16 protein-coding genes are annotated in these 21,153 nt (G+C 53.7%); 7 read left to right on the top strand and 9 right to left on the bottom strand.

The window, feature by feature from the left end; genetic code table 11:
- Window positions 1-16 precede the first annotated feature (16 nt).
- The 7 genes from NKF25_RS11770 to NKF25_RS11740 form a co-directional block, all read right to left on the bottom strand.
- On the bottom strand, window positions 17-1,105 hold the full coding sequence (locus NKF25_RS11770; protein ID WP_253226858.1) for an NAD(P)-binding domain-containing protein: 1,089 nt from the start codon (window positions 1,103-1,105) through the stop codon (window positions 17-19).
- Between the two features lie 157 nt (window positions 1,106-1,262).
- A complete protein-coding gene (locus NKF25_RS11765; RefSeq protein WP_253226857.1) occupies window positions 1,263-2,078 on the bottom strand; it encodes a transcriptional regulator in 816 nt (271 codons plus the stop codon).
- A gap of 272 nt (window positions 2,079-2,350) precedes the next feature.
- Complete coding sequence (locus NKF25_RS11760) at window positions 2,351-3,022, bottom strand: glycerophosphodiester phosphodiesterase (protein ID WP_256487739.1); 672 nt, start codon at window positions 3,020-3,022, stop codon at window positions 2,351-2,353.
- A gap of 1,269 nt (window positions 3,023-4,291) precedes the next feature.
- A complete protein-coding gene (locus NKF25_RS11755) occupies window positions 4,292-5,167 on the bottom strand; it encodes a universal stress protein (RefSeq protein ID WP_253226855.1) in 876 nt (291 codons plus the stop codon).
- Window positions 5,168-5,331: 164 nt separating this feature from the next.
- On the bottom strand, window positions 5,332-5,823 hold the full coding sequence (locus NKF25_RS11750; RefSeq protein WP_253226854.1) for an Lrp/AsnC family transcriptional regulator: 492 nt from the start codon (window positions 5,821-5,823) through the stop codon (window positions 5,332-5,334).
- 275 nt (window positions 5,824-6,098) lie between these two features.
- Window positions 6,099-7,355 (bottom strand): ArgE/DapE family deacylase, encoded by a 1,257-nt coding sequence (locus tag NKF25_RS11745; RefSeq protein ID WP_253226853.1) that lies wholly within the window; start codon window positions 7,353-7,355, stop codon window positions 6,099-6,101.
- A complete protein-coding gene (locus tag NKF25_RS11740) occupies window positions 7,355-8,098 on the bottom strand; it encodes an SDR family oxidoreductase (protein WP_253226852.1) in 744 nt (247 codons plus the stop codon). Before NKF25_RS11740 ends, NKF25_RS11745 begins: the two co-directional genes overlap by 1 nt.
- A gap of 162 nt (window positions 8,099-8,260) precedes the next feature.
- On the opposite strand from NKF25_RS11740, the gene NKF25_RS11735 reads away from it, so the two are divergent.
- The 5 genes from NKF25_RS11735 (at window position 8,261) to NKF25_RS11715 (ending at window position 15,472) form a co-directional block, all read left to right on the top strand.
- Window positions 8,261-9,739, top strand: coding sequence for an aldehyde dehydrogenase family protein (locus NKF25_RS11735; protein WP_253226851.1), 1,479 nt, complete (start codon window positions 8,261-8,263; stop codon window positions 9,737-9,739).
- A gap of 153 nt (window positions 9,740-9,892) precedes the next feature.
- Entirely contained in the window at window positions 9,893-11,062 is a 1,170-nt protein-coding gene (locus NKF25_RS11730) for a M20 family metallopeptidase (RefSeq protein WP_253226850.1), read from the top strand.
- A 334-nt stretch (window positions 11,063-11,396) separates the two neighbouring features.
- The gene (locus NKF25_RS11725) at window positions 11,397-12,869 is read left to right on the top strand and encodes a sodium:solute symporter family protein (protein ID WP_253226849.1); all 1,473 of its coding nucleotides are present in this window, start codon (window positions 11,397-11,399) and stop codon (window positions 12,867-12,869) included.
- A gap of 18 nt (window positions 12,870-12,887) precedes the next feature.
- A complete protein-coding gene (locus NKF25_RS11720; RefSeq protein ID WP_253226848.1) occupies window positions 12,888-13,973 on the top strand; it encodes a C45 family peptidase in 1,086 nt (361 codons plus the stop codon).
- Between the two features lie 185 nt (window positions 13,974-14,158).
- Window positions 14,159-15,472, top strand: a complete 1,314-nt coding sequence (locus NKF25_RS11715; protein WP_253226847.1) for an aminotransferase class III-fold pyridoxal phosphate-dependent enzyme — start codon at window positions 14,159-14,161, stop codon at window positions 15,470-15,472.
- 66 nt (window positions 15,473-15,538) lie between these two features.
- Here NKF25_RS11715 and NKF25_RS11710 read toward each other — a convergent pair whose 3' ends face one another.
- Window positions 15,539-17,011, bottom strand: coding sequence for a CoA-acylating methylmalonate-semialdehyde dehydrogenase (locus NKF25_RS11710; RefSeq protein WP_253226846.1), 1,473 nt, complete (start codon window positions 17,009-17,011; stop codon window positions 15,539-15,541).
- A 172-nt stretch (window positions 17,012-17,183) separates the two neighbouring features.
- Between NKF25_RS11710 and NKF25_RS11705 the strand changes: the two genes are divergently transcribed.
- Both NKF25_RS11705 and NKF25_RS11700 read left to right on the top strand, forming a co-directional pair.
- Window positions 17,184-18,536, top strand: a complete 1,353-nt coding sequence (locus tag NKF25_RS11705; RefSeq protein WP_253226845.1) for an aspartate aminotransferase family protein — start codon at window positions 17,184-17,186, stop codon at window positions 18,534-18,536.
- A 172-nt stretch (window positions 18,537-18,708) separates the two neighbouring features.
- A complete protein-coding gene (locus NKF25_RS11700; RefSeq protein ID WP_253226844.1) occupies window positions 18,709-20,091 on the top strand; it encodes an amidohydrolase family protein in 1,383 nt (460 codons plus the stop codon).
- 23 nt (window positions 20,092-20,114) lie between these two features.
- Here the strand turns inward: NKF25_RS11700 and NKF25_RS11695 are convergent, their stop codons facing one another.
- A complete protein-coding gene (locus NKF25_RS11695; RefSeq protein WP_066147465.1) occupies window positions 20,115-21,152 on the bottom strand; it encodes an LLM class flavin-dependent oxidoreductase in 1,038 nt (345 codons plus the stop codon).
- Window position 21,153 lies beyond the last annotated feature (1 nt).

The raw sequence follows: 21,153 nt of genomic DNA, 5'->3' as shown, positions 1-21,153 counted from the left end.
CGATAGTCGATCAGTACTAGTAGGGGTGTGCCCGCGACGTAAGATGGTCTACGACATACTCTGCGTCCCGGCCGACACCAGTGAATAGCGACGACGTCATCGCGTAGAGGAAGAATAGACCGACGAAGTAGAGCCCAGGAGCATCAGATACGACACCGCGTTCGTGGATGGGTTCCTTGGGATTCGCCTGACCGTCGAAGATGGGGAGATCGATCCACGAGAAATCGGGCTGAAACCCCGTACACCAGATGACGTTTGTGACGTCGAGAATCCGGTCATCACCGACCACAGGGCGGCCGTCGCGGACATCGGTCATCCGGGGCACCCGCTCGACGCTCGCAGCGGCAAAGTCCTGTGGCTTGATTCGAACCAACGGGCCGCCCTGGGAGAGTAGCTTTGGTCGCATACGGCGGCCGATGGGCGTGTCAGTGGTAAGCACTCGATGGTAGAGTACGCGCATCACGAACGGAACTCCAATATGTCGGCCGAATCTCGAGTTAATGTGGAACGGAACGTAGCTGACATCCCGACCTGATAGCCACGTCTCGTGATCGTCGGCGACGTCAAGGCTGATCTCGGCACCGGAGTTCCCCGCGCCGACGACGAGCACACTGCCGTCCTGCAGTTGGTCAGGATTGTGATAGTCGCTCGAGTGAAGCTGGACGACATCGTCGGCTAGCTCGTCCGCGAAGTCAGGGATTGTCGGGATCTGGTAGCTCGCCATTGCCACCACAACGTTGTCGGCTATATACTCCCGGTCGCCTGCAGTGAGTAGGTAGCTCGAGCCATTGCGCTTGAGGCCATCGACGCGAACGCCGAGTTCGACGGGCAGGTCGAAGTGTTCGGCGTAGCTCTCGAGGTAGTCGGCCACTGCGTCCTTGCCAGGAAATGCGTATGGCGATCCCGGGAAGGCCTTCCCCGGCAAGCTGGTGAAACGGGCTGGCGTGAACACCCGGAGTGAGTCCCAGCGTTTTCGCCACGGATCCCCAACGCGGTCGCCCGCGTCGAGAATGACGAAGTCCTGATCGCGTGACTGCAGGTAGTACCCGGTTGCGAGTCCGGCCTGACCGCCACCGATAACGACGGTCTCGTAACGTTCGGTCATGTCCTGGTCCCTCGGTGAATGTTGGCGACGAACGGTCGTCATGATGTCGTGTGCAGGATTTCAGGGGGTGAAATCCCAGGGTGGGACGACACGCGACCGTGTCAGCGAACGATGACTGACGAGCACTCCCGGCTGACAGCGGCGGTAGTCACCGGCATTATTCGAGAGATAGGGACGACTCGAAGGCCTCTGGGTCGACCGGTGTCGCCTCCTTGCGAACCTGCTCATAGACCGAGATGGCCCACTCGCGGGCCTCTGATGCGTCGGTGTCGATAACCGCCACCAGTGCCCCGGTCTCGACGTCGTGACAGCAAATGCCTGCCCGGTCGTCCACGATGCCGAGGCCGCATCGGTCGCCGTCAGGGAGATGATCGTGGACGAGGACAGTCGCGTTATCGCAGGCGACAACCTCCGACATCCGGTTGGGGTCCCAAGTAAACGTTCCCTCCAGAGCTTCTGGTGTGAACACGTACTCAAATCGCATTCCATCGAGGATCGCCCGGCAGGCTGTCTCGAGGTTGCTCGACTTGTAGACGATGCTGTCGAACCCGCGCATTGTCGAAGTCGATGCAATGAGCTGCCCGAGTCGCTCGACGGGCTCGTACGGGTATCCCGGGCCGGGGAACGAGACCACCGCATCGGCGAATAGATCGACGCTGAACCCCGGCATCTCGTGTGGAAGCCACGGCCAGACATCACGGAGCTTTTGTTCGATCTCCATCGCGTCTCGGAGGGCCAAGAACCGGTCGCCGACATATTCCCCAAGGGGAGTAAGCGCGTACGTCGGGCCATCTCGGTCGAGCCACTGGCGGTTCTCGAAGTCGGCGAGCACCCGACCGACCGTCGGAGAGGAGGCCCCAGTGATCTCGCACAGGTCCCGACGGTCGGTCGATTCATCCATCAATGCTTCGAGGACTCCGACACGGTGGGGCGACCGGGCCAGGAACTCGATGGTGTCGATACCAGTGGCCATACATAGTATAGGCGCTCGGACTGCTTAGCCCTTTTACGTGAAATGGTCTTGAATCCGACCGTGTCGACACTGAGACATCAGGTCTTGAGGTCATCAATCAACTCGTCGAATACAATGTCCATCAGCAGATTCAATTTCTCGTCGACAGCGACGCAGTGTCCAACGAGCGAAACCTCTACGGATTCGTCTATGACTTCCAGGGAGCGTATGGAAGTACACGAGGACGAACGTATATGCTGAACCACTGAGACAGCTTTCAGGTGAGTGAAAACTCACTCAAGCCACTCTGTAACGTGTGGCGAACTCGCGATGACCCCGTCAACGCCCCGTCGTGCGAGTATCCAGGCTCCCAAACGCGAATCGACAGTCCATGCATTGACCATCATACCCATATCATGTGCATCGGCGACAATACTGGTGACCAGACAGTGCCACGCGTTCGGGTGGACGTAGTCACAGTTGAGCTCTTTCGCAACTGCGAGGTTGTCTCCTGGGGAAAGCCCGAGCACGTACCCCAGTTCGACACCCTCGGCACCGTCAAGGTTGACTTGCCGAATCGCGTCCGCGTCGAACGAGGACACGATGACGTCATGTGACGTCTCGCGTGCCATCGAGAGCGCCTGTTCGACGATTGCAGGGTCCTTGAGCTCGAGATTGACGTCTATCTGGGACGGAATAACAGATAGGACCGACGATAGCGTCTGGATGCCTTCACCGTCGTGAGCATCAAGAGAAGCGAGTTCCGAAGCAGTGAGATCATCTACCTCAGTGACGCCATCGATATTGATATCGACGAGCGAGTTATGTGCGACTACGAGTTCGCCTGATGCACACCGGCGAATGTCGAGTTCGATCATGTCCGCCTCAGGAATCGCCTGCTCGACAGCTGCCACCGTATTGGCGGAGTACTGCGCATCGAATCCACGATGAGCGATCACACGCATTAGTGTGCCCGTCGCTATTCATCATTCCAGTAAAGCTGTTTGGAAAGGTACCGGCTTTCGTTCGACTTCACACTGCGATTGCGACTGAACGTCAACCTCGTGTGAGTAAGTACTGCATGCTGGAAACCTTCATTAGTTCCGAAGCCACTCTTACTCCATGGGAAAGTTAGTAGCCACAACGACTGATGACAAGGAGATAGAATGTCACGAGATAAGAGAAGGAGACAACGGTTTACAACTTCGTAACGAGGAGAAAGATCTTGTTGGATATATTCCCTATGACCGTCTCTGCTACGTAGAAACGACGTAAGCTATTCTCTGAACAATTCCGGAAGGACATTGCTGTGCTTGCGGATATCTGCTCTACTCACTGTCCATCATCTCAACATTGAATCTATTAGGAGGCTCCAGGATTCAGACGGTACTCTTGGTGAATGAGTATTCTTGAAAGATGTTTCTCATTTTCATTTTTCAGAGTGCCACAAAGCATTTATCATATCATGACTAATGATAACATGTAGCGAGGACGCTTTGACATCACCCGGATCTGGCGCCATCACCCCGATCCACCTCCTCGCTCCACTCCAATTCCTCCCTACTTCAGTGCAGAAGGAACTGAATCTACACTGATTCGGTGTCGTTGAATCAGCCAATAGTAGGTGCTTGAGTACCAACTATAGATAGTCTGATTCGGCGAAATGTGTTCTCAAATTCGGAGCGACGGAACAATTCGATTGCCGTCGGTATGGTAGACCACCAGATAGCTACCTGCGAACGACACAAAAACGATTGCGAGAAACAGGAGCGTGCAAGTGAACAAAAAAGGTCCAAGAGCACTGTTTTCCACACGGCAGTCCGAGTAAACGAGTACAATTTTGTGGATCCGTTTCTCACGTTCTACAATCTCCAGTTCTTATAGAAATTTAATTGCTGGTACCTCCTAAAGCGATTTGACTACTCAAGAGAATCACTATCACGAGGATCACTGACAAATTCGAATTCACGAATATAATCATGACTCGAGAGGAATTGCTCGATATCTGATTCACGCTACCCAAGCGCACCGTCCATCGCCCGCTCGAATGGTTTTTATCAAATAAAAATCAATGACGCCCGAAGAAGGTTGAAAATCATGATGAATAGCCTCCCGATAAGTCCGTTGATGAACTGATCCGACCCAAACAGTCTCCCACGAGTACCAGTCATCGAACGCTGTGAAGAAGGACTAAAGAACTTCTCATTAGGGGTCAATATACCAAAATTTCGTAATTATTCCGACTTCGTCAATCGTACTGCAATAACTGGTGCATCGCTTGTGCGTAATATCTTCTCTGTTACACTACCAAGGAGATAGCGCTTGACTCCGGATCGACCATGCGTTCCCATAGTAACCAGATCGATTCCACGGTTGGTTATGAAATTCCGGATATTGCCATACGGGGAACCTGCTTGGACGTGCGTTTGTACCTCTATTCCACGCTGCTCCGCTTTGTCCGCGACTGACCTGACGACTCTCTCGGCTTCAGTGCGTGCTGGGTCTGACACAGTTGGCAACCCTCTTCCACTCCCAATTATATAAAGGACGTGAACAGTTGCCTCTAACTGGTCAGCGATGGCTATTCCCCGTGTGACAGCAGCTTCAGCAGCAACACTCCCATCGGTTGGGATGAGTATCGAATCACATTCGACCGCCTCTTGATCTGTCCGGGTAGGCGGCACTGCCATCACTGGAACGTCGCTCATTCGTATAACACGTTCAGTAACACTTCCCAGCAGTAGCCTGTCGAGTCCGCCTCGCCCATGTGACCCCATCACGGTGAGTTCGATATCGTTCTCCGAAACGTAGTTGAGGATCACTTCGTATGGAGTGCCGTGCTCGATGTCCGACTTATATGGAATTTCTGATGTCCGATCGAGGATTTCTTCAACTCCGGTCACTGCCTCTTTGGCTCGTTCTTCTAATGCTGTTCGACGTTCCCGATTGACTTCATCAATGTCGGAGAGTTGATCGGTGTATGTGCTGATATTAACGACACTTAATATGTGGACAGTCGCATCGAATGCGTCCGCGAGCCAGCATCCGTACCGTGCGGCTGCTTCCGCGTTTTCACTCCCGTCGGTTGGAACGAGAATTCGGTCGTACATGAATGATTATTGGTGGGCCGTATACTAGATTCTTGGGTAGCATACTCTGGACTTCCTCGATTCGGATGGAAGAGATACAACGGGGTAATCTGTGACTCTATCTCGATACTCTACTTAATTGTCTCTTTTCCCTTCTGATGCGTTCTCTCCCTCTCCGATTTTAATCACTCTTGAGAGAAATTGTCCATGAATTTCGGGTTGTTCTTTACTTCATCCATGACGAATCGGGAGGATGTCTCGTTAACACCTTCGATAGCGACCATCTCATCGATGACCTCGTTCATCCGATTTCGATCCTGCACACGGACGAGAACCATGAAGTCGACATCGCCCATCGTATAGTATACTTGTTCGACGCCATTGATATCTGCGAGCTTGTTTCCGATATCGGTCGAGTAACCTTTCTCGTGGGTGACGGATACCTCGGTGATCGCCACCATATCGAGCTCGAACGGTTCTGGGTTCAAATCGGCAGTAATACCTCTAATCACGCCGCTCTCTTTCATCTTGTTGAGCCGATAATGGACCGCTGATTTCGAAAGATCTAATTCTTCCGACAGTTTATCTAAGCTTACATCAAAATCTCTTTCGATGAACGTAAGCAGTTTCACGTCGACTTCATCGAAATCATCACTCGTCGAATATCCCTTGGTCATTATCCTACATTCTCCCTCCAACGTATATGAATAGCACGCTATTTGGTAAATACTTCTAATTTGTATAGCATCCATAGAATGTTGTTCAAACGTACCGAACGACAATTTTATACTTAAAAATGTCATACGATTCCGCAAGTTAGTTTCCGTTTGTCGCTCTACAGTCGGGGTTTGAGGACTAAACTAATTCTTGGTCATACTCCATCCATTCGATACGCTACGGTCGTTTTCGAACGACTCATTGGACCGATTTCGGTAGGTAGCAATTGGGTGAGCTATTCATCCGTGTCGCCAATGAGCTGTGCAGTCGAAACTGCCATCACTTTGATCGCAGTAAGAATGTCTTCGATCGATGCGTACTCATCCTCGACGTGGGCCTGTTCCAAACGTCCAGGGCCATACACGATGCACTGATCGATGCCTGCATCGTTGACGACAAAGCGTTGGTCGTCGGAACCGGGGGAAATGACGAATTCGGTATTTCCGTGAAACGAATCGACGTTCCGTGCGAACGTTTGGCTCACTTTGCAATCTTGGGAGACGTTTGTCGGTTCCGCGAACATGATTTCATCATAGTCGAGGGAGGCGTCCATACTGTCCTCCGTTTCACCGATCAGTTCCCGAATCTCGTTTCGCACATCTGCGACCGATTCGGTCGGAACGAGTACCCGATAGAATGTCGCTGTACAGCGGTCCGGGACGACGTTCTCGGAGTACCCCGCGTCCATCATCGTCACCGAAATATCCGCTCGTTGAGATTCGCTTGGTGTGACCGGAAGGTCAGTCGAGCGCTGGTGAAGCTTTGTCCGATACTCCTCGATACGTGTTAAGAAATCGTTCATCGTCGAAACGGCGTTGATTCCGTCGTGGGCCATACACCCGTGAGCTTTTCGTCCATGCGTCACGACTTTGAACTTCAGAACCCCACGGTGGCCGAGACAGACCCGAGATGAGTCGAAGCATTCGGTGTATACACAATAATCGGTGCCATCGAGGTATCCTTCGTGTGCGAGATATCCGAGGCCAGTAAACCCACCCGTTTCTTCGTCGACCGTCATGCTCTGTGTAACCGACCCTTCCAATCCAGCATCGACGGCTTCCAGTACGTCGATCGCAAACAGACTGGCGACAATACCGGATTTCATATCGCTGGCACCGCGTCCATAAATTCGATCTCCCTCTATCGTTGGGTCGAACGGGTTTTTGGTCCAATCTTCCCCTGCGGGAACGACATCGTAATGACCGGTGTAGTGGATGTTCGGCCCATCCCCGAACGATTTCTGACCTAGCACGTTGACCCGATCCAAGTGGGATCGTTCCGGATAGTGCCGTTCTACGACGTTTTCGGGAACGTCGATCAATTCGACATCGTATCCCCGTTTCGATAGCACCGTATCGAGAAAGGACGCACCTTCTCGATAATTTTTGCCCGGTGGGTTTTCCGTTTGAATTTCGAGAAACGAAGAGAGGAGGGAGACGATTTCATCGCGTCGATCGTCGACTTCGTTGTATATGGCCTGCTTCGTCACCATTAGATATCCCTCCCGCCATCGACTTCGAGGGCGGTTCCCGTTATCATCTTGGCGTCATCGCTCGCGAGGAAGGTAGCCGCCGCGGCGATATCGATCGGTTCGGCGAGACGCCCGAGTGGAATCGTCTCTTGCATACTGGTGACGCTGAGGTCGTCCCCAGCGAACTTCGGGAGCATCGGCGTATCAGTCGCCACTGGGCAAATGGCATTTACCCGGATGGATGGCGCGAGTTCATAAGCGAGTTGTTTCGTCATAGCGACCATTCCCCCTTTCGATGCAACGTATGCCGAAAGTCCAGTTCGCGGTCGGATCGCTGCCGTAGATGCTGTGTTGAGGACGACGCCCCCATCGTCGCGGAGATACGGGACGGCGTGTTTCACTCCGAGAAAGGCGCTTTTTAGATTGACAGAGATGATCTGGTCCCATTGGGTCTCGGAAACGTCCTCGACCGGGGTCGCCTGTTGCGGAATGCCTGCATTGTTGTGCAACACATCTAGCGAACCGAACTCCGCCACCGTTCGTTCGACCATCGTTTTCACGTCCTCTTCGGACGAAACGTCAACCTCCAGTGCAAGTGCGATGCCGTCATCGTGTTCGATTCTCTCGACAGTTTGAGTAGCAGCATCGTCATCGATATCCGCACAGACGACTGCCGCCCCTTTGGACGCGAATCGCTCTGCGATGGCTTGACCCATCCCCGACCCCGAACCCGTTACAATAACGGTCTTTTCTGAAAAGCTCATGCGAAGTTATCTCGTGGCATTTGCTATCAAACTTCGGTTTGGCCAACCCGTAATTCCGTCTATAATCCGAATAGGACGACAATATGTGAATATTATTCTTCTATTTGTATTATTCTCGTATTATTGCCAAAGTACTATCGTTATGGCGAATAGAGATTGTGCATGGTTCAATCAGACATTTCGTTCAAAGAACGATATCCCCTCTTCATCGATGGGGAACAAATGCCCCCGTCCACGGACGAGTTTATCTCGACCGACGACCCCGCGACGGGTGATTCGTTCGCAGAAATTGCGGTAGCTGACTCCCGCGATGTCGACCGTGCCGTCACAGCAGCTCGGACTGCCTTCGAGTCGTGGCGAGATGTCGCTCCGGAGAAACGTGGTCGCATTGTCCATCGAATTGGGAGACAGATACACGATTCAATCGACGAATTAGCGGCCATCGAATGCAAAGATCAAGGGAAACCGATCTCACAGGCTCGAAGCGATATGCGCGGTGCGTGGCGATATTTCGAATACTATTCCGGGGTTGCTGATAAGCTCGAGGGACAAAGCGTACCAGTTGGACCGGATCAAGTCGATTTCACACTCCGTGAACCATACGGAGTAAGTGCACAGGTTACACCATGGAACTTCCCTGGGAATTTGTTTGCTCGGGGTGTCGCCCCGGCATTGGTTGCCGGAAACACAGTCGTCATCAAACCGGCTCCACAGACAGCCCTGTCCACCCTCCGTCTCGCCAAACTCTGTTCTGAAGCCGGCCTTCCGGATGGTGTCGTCAACGTCGTAACTGGAACCGGTGAATCGACTGGGCAACCCCTCGTGTCCCACTCCGATGTCGATACGATCACCTTCACAGGAAGCGTCACGACAGGTCAATCGATTATGAAGCATGCAGCAGATACTGTTACACCGGTGACACTCGAACTCGGTGGGAAAAATCCGGCGATAGTGTTCCCCGATGCGTCGCTCGATCGGACCGCTGAAAGCATCGCTACTGCCATTTTTACGAATGCCGGACAGGTGTGTTCGGCCGCCGATCGTCTCCTCGTTCACGAAGATATCCACGATCGATTGGTCGAGCGAATCGCTTCGATCGTCGACGAGTACGAAATCGGCCCCGGAAAAACTGACCCTGACATCGGTCCGCTTGCGTCCGCCGAACACAAAGACCGGGTTCTGGAGTATATCGAAGTTGGAAAAGAGGAGGGTGCAACACCATTGATTGGAGGAACGGTCCCCGATCAACCGGGATACTTTGTCGAACCGACGATCTTCATCGATGTCAAAAACGAGATGCGAATCGCGCAAGAGGAAATATTTGGTCCGGTACTCTCGGTGATCTCTTTTCACGACGAAGAAGAGGCACTATCGATCGCCAACGATACGAAGTACGGGTTGACGGCAGGAATATTCACGAACGATATCACTCGGGCACATCGTCTTTCACGCTATCTCGAGGCAGGCAATGTCTATGTGAATAAGTGGTTCGGAGATACGACACAAACCCCGTTCGGTGGCTACAAATACAGCGGTATTGGTCGCGAAAAGGGCTTGGAAGCACTGGATTCGTATCTACAAACCAAGAACGTCGCGATCGACATCAGTGAGGATGGCAGCGGGACGCTTCCTGGAGCATAATCCATATCGGTATCCCGGAAAGGTTGCTTACAAGCTCACGCATATTGTATTGTTCTAATCGATATTTTAGGACATAATACTGGATAGGAAGATATATGCGAATGAGATACATCTAATCGCAAATCTTTTGAACAATGCAGAGAGTATTTGTGCATGGGCAACACGGAACAAATGGAGGAGTTGACGACTCTGATTGGAGATTTAGTCCGTATCGAAACGGAGAATCCACCTGGTAACGAGAAAGAGTGTGCGGAGTTTATCGCCACTTGGTTCGGAGAACGAGATATCGAAGCGGAGATCATCGATGATCCATATCCTGACCGACCTCAAGTTGGCGTCAAAGTTGGGAGCGGCAAACCAACGCTCGTGTTGAACGGGCACATCGACGTCGTCCCGGCAGGGGACCGAGACCAGTGGACGCACGGTCCGTATGCCGGCGAAGAAGTCGATGGGCGTCTCTACGGTCGTGGGAGCGTCGATATGAAGACCGGTGTTGCGATAGGGATGTTGACGGTAGCTCACTTTGCGGATGATGTCGAATCCGGTAGGCTTCCAGGATCGCTCGTTTTTCATGCCGCAATCGGTGAGGAGACGGCCGAACCGGGGACGAAGACCCTCCTCGAAAACGGCTATGACGGGGATTATGGTGTCGTACTCGAGCCGACTCGGTTGCACACTGCGACGAGTGAGAAGGGTCTGGCGTGGTACGAGATCTCCGTTACGGGCGACCCATCACACGCGAGTCGACCCGATCAGGGCACGAACGCGATTCAGTATGCAAAACCAATGCTGGACGCACTCGATGAGTATGATTCCACAGTCAGGGAACGTACCGATCCCCTGGTCGGGCAAGCCTATTCGACGGTGACGATGTTCGAAGCAGGTACGAAAGAGAACGTCGTCCCTGAAGAGGCAAAGATCACCACCGATCGGCGTTTTCTCCCGGATGAATCCATCGAACAAATCGATTCGGAGATCGATGAGCTAGTGGAAAGCGTCCAAGAGGAACACAGTGTTACCATCTCGTGGAACCGGACGCGAACGTACGAATCAGCTGCCATAGACGAAGACAGCGTACTTGCGGGTATTTTCCGAAAGCACTCCGCACGGGTCGCGGACGTATCCCCGGAACCGTGGGGGGTGAGTGCATCAACCGACGTTCGTAACTTTATCAACGATGCCGATACAGAAGCAATCACTTGGGGTCCCGGCGACTTGGCACAGGCTCACACGTACGACGAGCACGTCGACCTTTCCGCTGCTATGGATGGGTTGGATGCTCTTCTCGGCGCAACCGAAGAGATGCTCACAGAGGTATCGTAATAACGGTCCAGCGTAGCGTGTAGCGATTATCACGAGTGGTCGGCGTCGGAGGAGGGATATTATACTTGAATTGGCTCCGATTGGAGGATAAAATACGATGATCAAATAATTTCCTACAATATTGTACAATGACAACCGATAGATTTACATCCGAAAATTGTATTCTATGTGGTAGGGTCAAACATGACACTGTATGGCATGCCAACAGCGATGTTCCTGGTGTTCGTCGCGACGATTTTAGCCGGGAGTCTTGGCGCAATTCACTACACGATAGTCCACATTCTGTTAGGGAAACCGATTGACGAGAACATTCGAAAAACGGCGACGGAACCACGTGCAACGGACGGGGGCCGCAACGATGGCTGACGTCAACCCGTATTATCTCGGCGCGTTCGTGGTGTATTTGCTTATCGTTCTTGCCATCGGTATCTGGGGATATCGGAAAACGACAGATGTCATGGACTTCTGGGTGATGGGTCAGAGCATGGGACCGACCTTGGCAACCTGGTCGCTCGTTGCCAACTTCGTGAGCGCAGTCAGCGTGATCGGATTTATCGGAGCCGTCTATGGCGGCGGCTATTCCCTCATGACCGGTACCATTTTGGGACTGATGCTCGGGGTGAGCGGTCTCTACTTCGTCGTCGGTCGCGTTCGACAGTTGAACCACCTGACGTTGCCCGACATCATCGCGGATCTGACCGGACGACAAGCGGCTCGACCGATTGCAGGAGCGGTGTTGCTCGCGAACGGTTGGCTGTACCTTATCATGCAACTCGTCGGGGCCAGCCTCCTCGTTACGACGATTACCGGTGTTCCGTACGAGTACATGGTGTGGGTCATCGGCGTCGTGTTCATCACGTACACCGTCCTCGGAGGTCTCGTTAGCGTGGCGTGGACGGACCTCCTTCAAGGAACGATCATGGTCGCGGCCGTTCTGTTCGCACTCGGTTACATGGTGCTCGACTTGGGTGGATTCACTGCCATCAATACCGAGTTTGCCGCGATGAGTTCAGCAAACGTTGCACCCCTCGGAGACGGTGCCTACACGATAATCGGAGTCATCGCATCCGTCATCGCGTTTTTCGGCACGATATTCACGGAACAGAACATGATCGTGCGTATCGCCGCGACGAAGGACGTCCGGACAGCGAAAATCCATCTCGCAGCTTCCGGCGTCATTCTTTCGGTGTTCTACACTGCTCTCGTAGTCCTGGGCGGTGCAACGACCGTCGCACTGGGACACGCTGGATTGTCGATCAACACTGTGGATAACGCGTTCCCGACGTTGATAACCGATTACGTGCCGACTTCGATCGGTGTCGTCATCATTCTCGCCGTCATGAGTGCGATCCTTTCGACGACGGATACACGACTTCATTCGACGGGCATCACTACGGCGCGTGATATCTACAGCTACTTCCGGCCGAACGCATCGGACGAATCACAGCTTCGGGTTTCACGGATTGCAACCGTGGTCTTCGGAATAACTGCGACCGCGGCGGCCGTCAACCCACCGGACACGATTATCGGTCTTTACAACCTTCGTGCGATCCTGTTGACGAGCGCTTTCCTCATCCCAGTTTATACAGCACTCTACCTCTCGGATGTCAACGGATGGGCTGTACTCGCCTCCATCGTCGTTGGGACGGTCTTGGGCCTTGCCGCGAACTTCTTCGGTGGAGGCATCGGCATCCCCGCGACGTTCATCGGTGTCGGGTCGGCCGCGTTGGTGTTGTTGGTCGGCTATTATGCCCTTCCGGATCAGGGAAGTGGTCCACGACAGGAATACGCCGCTTCGGATGATTAACGCCATACGAAAAGATCGATGACATCATTACCACATCTCGTTCTGACCGGATCACCGTACGAACGCGGCCTCACACACGGGGAACGCTTCGCGGAAGAGATTCGTATGAACGTCGAAACGTACCTGACACGGTTTGCACAATACGGTGCCAAAGAGGAAGTCGTTCGACGCCAAGCGACCGAGTACGTCCCCCTCGTGGAGGAGTGGAACCCCGACTACGCCTCGGAATTGCGTGGTATCGCAGACGGAAGTGGTGTTCCAATCGAGGAGGTAATGCTTCTCAACGTCCGATACGAGATACTCTATGCGTCTTATTCCGATCAAACGGCCGGAACGGACGGGTGCACCAGTTTCGGTCTCCTTCCGACGGCGACAGCCGACGGGAAAACGTATGTTGGACAGAATTGGGACTGGGCGGTACCCATCGCAGATACGCTCTTGGTAACCGAGATTCATCAGAGCGATGGAAGCGACCACATCGCGATCACGGAGGCAGGTATCGTCGGCGGAAAGATGGGCGTCAACGAACACGGTATCGGCCTCGTGATTAATGGCCTCGTTTCTCCGGACGATGGTGAACACCCGTTTCGGAAACCCTTCCACCTTCGCTGTCGGGAAATACTCGATGCGACACGCTTCGATAGCGCACTCGAATCGATTATCGCCACACCGCATGCCTGTTCAGCCAATTACGTCGTCGGTCATGGTGATGGAGAGGTGATAGACATCGAAACGTCGCCCAACCGGACCGACTATGTCTATCCACGGGAGGGAATCGTCACACACGCCAATCACTTCCTGACGTCCGGTTTCGAGAGCCGAATGGAACGACAGCTCCCTGACTCGCTCTATCGAGCAAATCGACTTCGTCGACTGTTCGAACACCAACGTGGAGCGATAGACACTGAAATAATGAAATCCGCTCTTTGTGACCACTTCGGTCGTCCCGCGAGTATCTGTCGACACGAAGATCAGACTGCTCCCGTGGAAGAGCGCAGTCGGACAGACACGAGCGTAATTCTCGATCTCGACGACCGCACTCTGCATGCCACATACGGACCTCCGTGTGACGAAGATTATCGGACCTATCGCCTTGGAGAATAGTGGAAAGCGGTAGGGAGTGATTTTCTAGACCGCTGGAGGGACGAAACTCGTCGGAACGAGATCGAACCGCTCACTGACTGACCGCACTCCGCTATGGAATCACTTGCTCTTGACTTCCCCCTTACCCCGAAATTTCGAACATTGTTCAAACGAGCGTTTATTATTTTGGAGAAAAATCGTTCACTATGTCCCAGCAGGATTCAGGAACGGAGCCGGTTTCGATTCACCATTGGTACGATCCGGATTCTAGGCCCATCAGTATCACTGACGGAGAAGATGCGACAGTATGGGACGAGGATGGAAACGAATACCTCGACTTCTGCTCGCAGTTGTACTGCACCAACCTCGGCCACAGTAACGCGGCAGTGATCGAAGCAATGGAAGAACAGGCAGGAAAGATACCGTACGTTTCCTCGGCAAAACGGTCACCGACCCGCGACCGACTCGCAGAAAAGCTCGCACGCGTCACACCCGAATCACTGTCCCACACGTTTTTCTCGGTTTCCGGAAGCGAAGCCAACGAAATCGCGGTACAGTTCGCGCGTGAGTATCAGGACGCACCAACGGTACTCACCCGTTGGCGGTCCTATCACGGTGGAACGTACGGTGCAGGAGCGCTAACAGGTGATCCCGAAACACGGGCAACGATAGAACGGCACGCTGCTACTTCAGGCACAGCAAAGTTTCTCCCACCCATTCCAAAGGCCTTCGACACCAGTGATCCTCGAGAACTGGCACAGCGTGCCGGAGAGCACCTCGAATTCGTGATTCGAAACGAAGGGCCTGACTCGGTTGCCGCCATCCTCACCGAACCGATCGCCGGAACGAGCGGTGCTTTCACCGCGCCCCCGGGTTATTTTGACCACGTTCGTGACCTCTGTGATGAGTACGACATCCTCCTCATCGCCGACGAAGTCATCACAGGATTCGGTCGCTGTGGTGACTGGTTTGGCGTTCAGACCGAAGACATCGAACCGGATATGCTGACGTTTGCAAAAGGCGTTACGAGCGCATATGCACCTCTCGCGGGCGTCTCGGTAACGCCGGAGATTGCGTCGTTCGTTCGGACGAACGGTTTCGACATTGGACAGACGTTTGGGGGACATCCGATGGCGTGTGCCGCTGGCTGTGCCGCAATCGATGAGTATGCAGACGGCATAATCGATGGTGTTACTGATCTGGAAGAGGGGCTTGAATCTCGAATTCGACAGTTGGAATCGAAACACGATGTCGTCCGTGATGTTCGTGGACGAGGAGGGCTGTGGGCTGTCGAGTTCGCCGACCCGGAGACCGAGACTTCCTTCCACGATCCACGTGTCGACGACGGGCAAAACCCCGTCTCGGCGGTCCTCCACGAATGTCACGACCGAGGTATCCTGCTGGGAGGTGGTCGCCCTGGGTTCCAGATCATCATCTCTCCACCGCTGATCGCAACGCAGTCCGAGACCGACCGGGCGATGGATGTACTCGATGACTCTATCACAGTAGTCTTCGATTGAGAGCCACTCACCCTCGTTGGAGTTGGTGGAGAACGGGGTTGGTTGAAAACGGCAGAGAAAGCGATGTCAGGCGTCAGGCCATCGCTCGATGTAGACCGCTTTATCGGTGTAGAAATGAATCATGTCTTCACCTTGGGCGTGGAGGTCGCCAAAGAAGGAATCCTTCCAACCGCCGAAGTGGAAGAATGCCATCGGAGCGGCCGTCCCTGTATTCACACCGAGGTTACCAGCGTCGACCGTATGGCGGAATTTTCGGGCATCGCTTCCCCGGTCGGTAAAGAGACTAGCGGCGTTACCGAACCGACTTCGATTCACGATTCCGAGGGCGTCCTCGAAATCGTCAGCGCGGATGAGCGCGAGGACCGGTCCGAAAATCTCCTCACAGGCGATACTCATCTCCGGATCGACATCGCCGAAGATCGTCGGTCGCAGGAAATTCCCAGTATCGGGTGTTTCGAGTTCGCGGCCGTCTAAGAGGAGATCTGCACCGTCCTCGATACCCTCTCCAATGTACTCTTCGACCCGGTCTTGCTGATCTGACGTGATGAGCGGCCCCATTTCGGAGTCGTCAGCCAACCCATCGGCAACGGTCATGTTCTCGGCGCGTTCGACCACCCGATCGGCAAATTCGTCGTAAACCTCGTCGACGACGACGGCAACGGGGTTAGCGAGACACCGTTGTCCGGTGTTCGCGAAGGCGGATCCGATCGTCTGCTCGGCAGCGAAATCGAGATCGGCGGATTCGGCGACAACGATGTGGTTTTTCGCTCCACCTTGCGCTTGAACCCGTTTCCCGTTGGCTGCAGCCGTTTTGTACACGTACTTGGCCACTGGCGTACTTCCGACGAAGGATAGCCCCGCGATATCGTCGTGTTCCAACAATGTATTGACCGTCTCCTTGCTCCCATTCACGAGTTGTAAAATCCCGTCAGGGAATCCAGCGTTTTCCACGAGCTCGAACAAATATTGTGCGGTAAGCGGGTCGCGTTCGCTCGGCTTGAGGATAAATGCGTTACCAGTGGCAACCGCGTAGGGAAGGAACCAAAGAGGAATCATTCCCGGGAAGTTGTACGGCGTGATTGCGGTGAACACGCCGAGTGGTTTCCGGACGGCGGTTTCATCGATCTCCGGGGCAGCGTTCGGGAGGTGGCCCGCTTGCATGAGCGATGGAATACCACAGGCGACTTCGACGTTTTCGATGCCTCTGCGGAGCTCTCCTTTCGCTTCTTGAAACGTTTTTCCGTGTTCTCTGACCAGCAATTCCGCGATTTCGTCTTGATGATCCTCGAGTAGTTGTTTCAATCGAAACAGTGGTTGGATACGTTCTTCAACCGGAACCTCTCGCCACTCTAAGAACGCTTCATAGCCAGCCTGCACTGCCTCGTCGACGTCGGAAGTAGCACTGAAGTTCGTGTGTGCTATCGTCTCTTCCGTCGCAGGATTTACGATATCTTGGCCGTAGGAACCGCTCGGGGCTCGCCATTCCCCATCGATGTAATTCTGTACGGAATCGACGTCGATCGGAGTTTCCATCGTCATGAGTCATGTGCGCATTTGTCTCCCCACCTCATAACACTTTCTCACCAAATCCAACTCGAAGATAAATATGAGGATATTGTTCTGAATGAAGATTTACTAACGGACAATGTCCTACAACACCGCATAATCACCAAAGATTAATCAACTCGTGCAGAGTAGAGAGGATAGAACGATGTCTGGTCAAGAAAGTGAGTCCGATACCACTCTCAACGAGATAGAACGGACTGACAAAGAGTACGTCTTCGGTACGTGGTCGTTTCAAAGTGAAGTGAGCCCAACACAAGTAATAGACACCGACGGCGTCACCTTCACCGATGCGAACGGGAACGAATACATCGACTTTTCGGGACAGCTCATGTGCTCGAATCTCGGTCATTCCGCCGAGCGCGTTACGGAGGCCGTCTCCAAACAAATCGATGAAACGGCATACGTCGCTCCGGGTTTCACCACGGAAGCGCGTGCAAATCTCGGAAAGAAATTAGCGGAGGTTACACCCGGTGACCTTTCGAAGACGTTCTTCTCGACGAGCGGGACGGAAGCGGTCGAGGCTGCGATCAAAATTGCGAGATTTTATACTGGAAAGCAAAAGATCATCTCTCGATACCGTTCCTATCACGGAGCAACTTACGGGTCCATTAGCGTAACGGGGGATCCTCGTCGGCTTGCAGCAGAGCCCGGCATACCGGGGACGATCAAAGCCCCCGACCCGTACGCCTACGGGTCGACATTGGATCCGATGCAGAGTCTCGAGTACATAGAGGAAATGCTGAAGTTGGAAGGCGATACTGTCGCAGCGGTACTCGTCGAACCGATCGTCGGTTCGAATGGGATCCTCGTGCCACCCGATGAGTACCTCCCCCGACTCAAGGAGATCGCACACCAACACGGCGCTCTCTTGATTTGTGATGAGGTGATGTCCGGATTTGGACGAACCGGTGAGTGGTTTGGCTGTGACGTGTTCGACGTCGAACCCGACATTATGACGATGGCAAAAGGATTGACCGGAGCGTATCAACCACTCGGTGCCACCATCGTTAACAGTGAAATCGCCGACCACTTCGAAGACGATATGTTTTGCCACGGGCACACCTACTCCGGTCACCCAGCGGCGGTCGCTGCAGGGCTCGCGGCTGTCGAAACGTATCAATCGGAAAACCTCATCGACCAGGCACGGGAAACTGGAGAATATCTGGAATCTCGTCTCGATGACCTCGCAAACGGTCACCCCAGCGTGGGTGACACACGGGGTGTTGGACTCTTCCGTGGAATCGAATTGACGAAGAGCCCGAACAAGCGAGTCCCGTTCGGGACTCGGGACGACAAAGTCAGCAAGGGGAGTACAGTCGTAGATGAGGTGGCGGCCAAAGCCTACGAAAACGGCGTCTACGTCGCGAACATGATCAACACCCTCATTATCGCACCGCCGCTCACGATCACGGATGCCGAGATCGACGATGCGGTCGCTGCACTCGATGTTTCCCTCGAGGTATCGGACGAGGCGATGGAGGATGGAATCATGGACTGATCTCATCCGCGTTGATCGACACCACGATCAGAGTATTTGATTTGTGGATCTCTGTGCCCTCAATTGGCATTTGTCCAATTTTTACCGCATTTAGACTATGATATGGGGGAATTTAGTATAATATTGTTCTTTTGAGCACAATACTTTTCACCAATGAGAGTTATTTCCTACCATGGTAGTTGAGACCATAATTAGCGGTGGAACGGTGGTAACTGCTACAGGAGAAACCGACGCTAGTATCGCAATCGACGATGGGAAAATCGTTGGTATCGGAACCGATGAAACGTTACCGGACGCATCCGAAACGATCGATGCGTCCGGCTTACTCGTGATGCCCGGCGTGATAGACCCACACGTCCACATCGATGATATGTTCTCCATCGATAGCTACGAATCCGCAACGGGTGCCGCTGCTGTCGGTGGGACGACTTCTTACATCGACTTTGCATGGCAAGCATGGGACGGTGAGATGGGAATTTGGGACGAAGATGGGACGCTACTGGAAGGCGTCAAGCGAAAACAGGAGAAAGGGGAAGATGCATTGGTCGATTACAGTCTGCACGGTGCAATCACACGAGAGGACCCCGCTGTTTTCGATGAAATCCCCGACGTAATCGATGCTGGTGTGACGTCGTTCAAGATGTTCACCGCATACGAGCACGGCCTTTCGAACGGATTCATGAACAGAGCCATACAGCATATCGCGGCGGAAGATGCCGTCGGTGTGTTTCACACGGAAGACCCATCGATCTGTGACTCGCTGACCGAACAATTCAAAGCGGAAGGAAAAGGGGATCCGGAATGGTATCCGAAATCACGTCCGGATTATGCGGAAGCCATGGCGGCTGAGGATGCGGCGCGAATGGCGGTCGAAGCAGGGATGAAGTACTACGGAATACACACGACGTGTCGGAAAGCGGCCGACATTCTGGAGTACTTCCAAGACGACGGCAGCATGATTCGTGCCGAAACGTGCACCCATTACTGTACGCTCGACGATTCGATCTTCGAGGAGATGGGCAATCTCCCCATGATTGCACCGCCGATTCGAAAGCCGGATGACATAGAGGCGATGTTCGAACATCTTCACAACGGCTGTTTGAGTGTCGTCTCGACCGACCATTGTGGATATCGACTCGATCAAAAACAGGTCGAAAACTGGTGGGATAGTGCGTTTGGAGCGAACGCCCTTCAAGTCAGTTTACCGGTGTTCTACGATGAAGCAGTGAATCGCAGAGGGTTCTCACCGTCGTTCGTGGTACGAGTGATGGCCACGAACCCTGCCGACACGTTTGGGCTCTCGGAAAAGGGAACGTTGGAGACGGGGAAGGACGCGGATATCGTTCTCATGGATCCGGATGAAACGTATTCCATCACTGCCGACGACAACGTCAGCAAAGCCGAATTCTCGATTTACGAAGGACGAACGGTCACCGGTCGCGTGAAGAAAACCCTCGTCCGAGGTGACGTCGTCGCAGAAGACGGGGAAGTCGTCGGAAATCCAGGATATGGGCAGTTTATCGAGCGGGAAGTCCCTGACTGGAATACACAGTGAGCAACCGAAACTCGCAGTGATCGCTATTCCGATTTGAACTCTGCGAAGACGTCGATAACTTCCTCTACGTTATCACCTAACGAGTAGAGAACGGGCTCCGTACATCCTGCGTCACAATAATCCTGTACACGACTGACGACGTCCTCTGGGGTCCCTGCAGCGACCACGTTCGTCACGATATCGTCATCCACGAGGACGCTTGCACGTTCGATATCCTCGGCCGTTGCGGGCCAGCTTCCTAATTCCGCCTCAACTTGGTCACCGAGTTCGGGGGCGATTCCCGATCCCTTCCTAATGTGTGGCTGCTGTCCGATGTATTGGGTTACCAGTCCACGGGCTTGGTCGATCGCTCGTTGGCGGTCCTCATCCATCGAGACTGCAATCAGCTGTGGTCGATCGACGTCCTCGATCGAGCCACCTTGTTTCTCGACTCCCTCCGTGAGCTTCTGCATGCCGAGTTCGTTGTGTTCGGGTGGGATGAGATAGTTCATGAATACACCGCCTGCAATTCCGTTACCCACCAGTTCACCGGTGAGTTTGTGCATCGTCGGGCCCGTGGCACCGATGTATATCGGGACATCCCGTGGTGAAGCGTCCGAACGGACGAGATCGAGTTCGATGTCCTCGACGTTGAGAGTCTGACCCTCGTAAGTCACGTTCTCGAGGTCGAACAATTTCCGGACCACAGTACAGTATTCCCACATTCTCCGAAGTGGGTTCTTGCGGTCGATGCCGACCTTTGATGCGAGGGGATCCCACCAGGCACCGATGCCGAGCTTCATCCGCCCCCCAGAGAGTTCGTCGAGCGTGGAGAACGTCTGGGCCATCAACGCCACGTTCCGTGTATAACAGTTCGTCACACCAGGGGCGATGTCTATCTCGTCGGTGACCTGCGTATATGCGCCCATGACGGTCATCGCATCTCGAACGAGGCGCGACTCACCCTGCCAAACTGAGTCCAATCCTTTGGATTCTGCATACTGGGCATACCGTACTTCGTCGGCGATATCTTCGCGCTCCCAATTCCAGATTCCAACGCGATCGAATTGTGGATCTGCCATG

Source organism: Haladaptatus sp. AB643 (assembly GCF_024136975.1).
Lineage (GTDB): Archaea > Halobacteriota > Halobacteria > Halobacteriales > Haladaptataceae > Haladaptatus.
Note: the sequence above shows the minus strand (reverse complement) of the source record. Positions and strands in the feature narration are given on the sequence as shown.

What these genes read in the sequence shown, in the direction of transcription:
- NKF25_RS11770 (WP_253226858.1), bottom strand. Translation starts at nt 1,105, where the DNA reads ATGACCGAACGTTACGAGACCGTCGTTATCGGTGGCGGTCAGGCCGGA.
- NKF25_RS11765 (WP_253226857.1), bottom strand. Translation starts at nt 2,078, where the DNA reads ATGGCCACTGGTATCGACACCATCGAGTTCCTGGCCCGGTCGCCCCAC.
- NKF25_RS11760 (WP_256487739.1), bottom strand. Translation starts at nt 3,022, where the DNA reads ATGCGTGTGATCGCTCATCGTGGATTCGATGCGCAGTACTCCGCCAAT.
- NKF25_RS11755 (WP_253226855.1), bottom strand. Translation starts at nt 5,167, where the DNA reads ATGTACGACCGAATTCTCGTTCCAACCGACGGGAGTGAAAACGCGGAA.
- NKF25_RS11750 (WP_253226854.1), bottom strand. Translation starts at nt 5,823, where the DNA reads ATGACCAAGGGATATTCGACGAGTGATGATTTCGATGAAGTCGACGTG.
- NKF25_RS11745 (WP_253226853.1), bottom strand. Translation starts at nt 7,355, where the DNA reads ATGGTGACGAAGCAGGCCATATACAACGAAGTCGACGATCGACGCGAT.
- NKF25_RS11740 (WP_253226852.1), bottom strand. Translation starts at nt 8,098, where the DNA reads ATGAGCTTTTCAGAAAAGACCGTTATTGTAACGGGTTCGGGGTCGGGG.
- NKF25_RS11735 (WP_253226851.1), top strand. Translation starts at nt 8,261, where the DNA reads ATGGTTCAATCAGACATTTCGTTCAAAGAACGATATCCCCTCTTCATC.
- NKF25_RS11730 (WP_253226850.1), top strand. Translation starts at nt 9,893, where the DNA reads ATGGGCAACACGGAACAAATGGAGGAGTTGACGACTCTGATTGGAGAT.
- NKF25_RS11720 (WP_253226848.1), top strand. Translation starts at nt 12,888, where the DNA reads ATGACATCATTACCACATCTCGTTCTGACCGGATCACCGTACGAACGC.
- NKF25_RS11715 (WP_253226847.1), top strand. Translation starts at nt 14,159, where the DNA reads ATGTCCCAGCAGGATTCAGGAACGGAGCCGGTTTCGATTCACCATTGG.
- NKF25_RS11710 (WP_253226846.1), bottom strand. Translation starts at nt 17,011, where the DNA reads ATGACGATGGAAACTCCGATCGACGTCGATTCCGTACAGAATTACATC.
- NKF25_RS11705 (WP_253226845.1), top strand. Translation starts at nt 17,184, where the DNA reads ATGTCTGGTCAAGAAAGTGAGTCCGATACCACTCTCAACGAGATAGAA.
- NKF25_RS11700 (WP_253226844.1), top strand. Translation starts at nt 18,709, where the DNA reads ATGGTAGTTGAGACCATAATTAGCGGTGGAACGGTGGTAACTGCTACA.
- NKF25_RS11695 (WP_066147465.1), bottom strand. Translation starts at nt 21,152, where the DNA reads ATGGCAGATCCACAATTCGATCGCGTTGGAATCTGGAATTGGGAGCGC.